Origin of the sequence: Sphingomonas sp. CV7422 (assembly GCF_027945725.1) — a bacterium.
Lineage (GTDB): Bacteria > Pseudomonadota > Alphaproteobacteria > Sphingomonadales > Sphingomonadaceae > Sphingomonas > Sphingomonas kyungheensis.
Genome location: NZ_CP115903.1, coordinates 1 through 2,338 on the forward strand (window position 1 = coordinate 1; position 2,338 = coordinate 2,338).

The 2,338-nt window shown below is 62.4% G+C and carries 2 protein-coding genes; both read right to left on the reverse strand.

Annotated elements, in window-relative coordinates:
* Positions 1-824 (reverse strand): hypothetical protein (locus tag PBN85_RS18965; protein WP_271301187.1); only part of this gene is annotated, 824 nt, incomplete at its 3' end.
* Between the two features lie 314 nt (positions 825-1,138).
* Positions 1,139-2,164 carry a glycosyltransferase family 8 protein gene (locus tag PBN85_RS18970; RefSeq protein ID WP_271301188.1) on the reverse strand — a complete coding sequence of 342 codons (1,026 nt, stop codon included), beginning with the start codon at positions 2,162-2,164 and terminating at the stop codon, positions 1,139-1,141.
* Positions 2,165-2,338 lie beyond the last annotated feature (174 nt).

Here is a 2,338-nt window from a genome sequence, read left to right on the forward strand (position 1 = left end):
TCGACATAGGCGGGGCGGCGCATCCACTGGTGGCGGATATGGTCGAGCGTGCGCCGCCACGCGCCGCGCGTCGGCGAGCGCCACGGCAGCCCGAGCAGGCCGAGCACGCGCCAGGCGAGCCCCCAGCGACCGATGTCCGCGCCCGTGGCGGTGACGCCGCGGCTGGCGACGAGGCTCGGCCAGACCATCGCGAAATGCGCCAGCGCCGCCTCGATGTCCGATTCATAGGTGCGGTTGACGAAGCCGTTGGCCTCCTTGAGCGCACCGACCGGGCGGGTGTGGCGGACGGGGATGGCGTCGACGATCGCGAAGCGGCGGTCGGCGGCGGGCAGGGCGCTGCCCCAGATCAGGTCAATGCCGCTTTCCCAGCCGTAATCGAACAGCGGCGCGACCTGCTGCAGCGCGCGCGCTGCGAAGAAGGGCGCCATCATCTCGATGTAATTGACCGCACGGTAGCGCAGCGACGGGTTCCGCACCGTGCCGGCATATGTAAAATAGCTGTCCCAGGTCAGGCTCGGCTGGAAGATCGTGAACCCCTCCGCCGCGCCGAACGCGAACAGCCGGCTGAGACTGTCGGCATCGGTGTCGATGTCGTCATCGATCAGCGCGATATAGTCATATTGCGCGATGAAGTCGGCATTGTCGGACAAGGTCGCGCGCCAGCCCTGCACCTTGGTGCCGGGGATGAAACGGTGGAAGGTGCCGGGCGCGGCGAGCGGCCGGCTGTTGGGATCAAATGAGGCGACGAGCAGGTCGAAATCGCGCGTCGCGGGGGGCGTCAGCCACCCCTCGTGCAGGCTCTTCGGTCCAGCGCGCGTAATCACCAGGTTATTCGACGTCGCGCGCCCGAGCATCAAAAGGCAATTCTGCTGATCATAATGCGCGCATATCTCCGCAGGGCGTTCGTCGCGGCCGGGGCGCCGTCTGGTCGTCCTGCGGGTAGCGTCTTTGGTCGTGATAATCCAGCATCCTGTCGCATAACCTCTAGTCACGCGAAGCATTACCTGAGCTTTGCCAATCGCGCATCCCCGATTACGCCAAGTGCACCGGCCGATACGGCCGTGATTTGCTTGGATTGGTGCGAGGGAACGCTCGCGAAGGTGTCGAGATGCGGCTCAGCGCATATCACCCCCAACGCTCACACGTCAGCCCGGTCTTCTAGTCGGCGAATGTGGTTTAGCAGTTCAGGCGCATTCCACAGTCGACGTTCGACATAAGATTTAGCAATCTGCTTGACTTTATAAGCAGCACGGCGGCGCAGATCGAGCGCGGCGCAATATTCCTTGATCTCGGGAAACTCGCGCGCAAGTGCGAGATATGGAATATTCCACGACCGGCCCCACGGCGCATAGGCGCCCTGCCACGGCCTCGGGTTGGACATAAAGTGGACGATCGCCGGCGGCGCGATCGTATCGAGGCCATAACCGAGGATGAAGCCGGGGAAATTCCAGCGAAGGGAAGCATAGTTGCGCCGCCCTGTGGTGACGCGATTGATCACTGTCTGATCCTCGAAATGCAGCGCGCTGGTCGCATTGCCCATCTGTGCAAGCGCTTTGCGCGAGATCGTCGCCCAACTCGCCCGATCAGCGCGGAACACGCCGCTGTTAACGTAATCATCACCGAAGGCGCGGATTTCATCTTCAAACTCACCACGTAGTCGGTCGACGCCGCGCAGATAGATCATTGGGTCGCGTACTGCACACAGGCCGCCCGGCTGTGGTTGAAAGTCTAGCAGGGGGTTGAGATCGCCGACCACCTGCGTATCGCCGTCGAGGTAGAGAATTTGAACATAATCGGCCGGCAGCAACTCATCGAGGAACAGCCGCGCGTTCATGATGTGCAACCCGCCAAGTATCGCCGGGTCCGCCCAGCGATACTCCACTCCTTTGGCAGCGCAGACGTGCGCGATGCGGCGGCTTTCCTCGCCGGGCACGGCGGTCATGTCGAACACAATCACGTCCCAGTGTGCCGGTGAATGCTGCCGTGCCTGAATAGCGCTGACAAGCGACTGATACAGATACCCCTGGTTCGCTATGTAGCAAATGCACGATCGCGTTGGGGAAGCATTCACAGTCACGAATATTCCTTTGCGGCCACTCTGTGTGCCGGACGCGCCCGCGCCGTCAATATGGTCATGAAGCGGTGGTGGAGATGCGTCGCGCATGTCCGGGTGTTTCGCTCAACGCAATGCTCCTCCCCCTGCCTGGCGGTCGACATAACGATGTTCGTTCAGGCAGGTAAGGGCGACATACAAACGGGATGGCGTACTTCAGCGTCGGATAGACGTATGCTTGCCCTGCCGCCCCGCGATCTTGGCGAAACTTTGCCAGCGCACCGC

Excerpts from the sequence above, each read along its gene's own strand:
- PBN85_RS18970 (WP_271301188.1), bottom strand. The coding sequence starts at position 2,164 with ATGCGCGACGCATCTCCACCACCGCTTCATGACCATATTGACGGCGCG.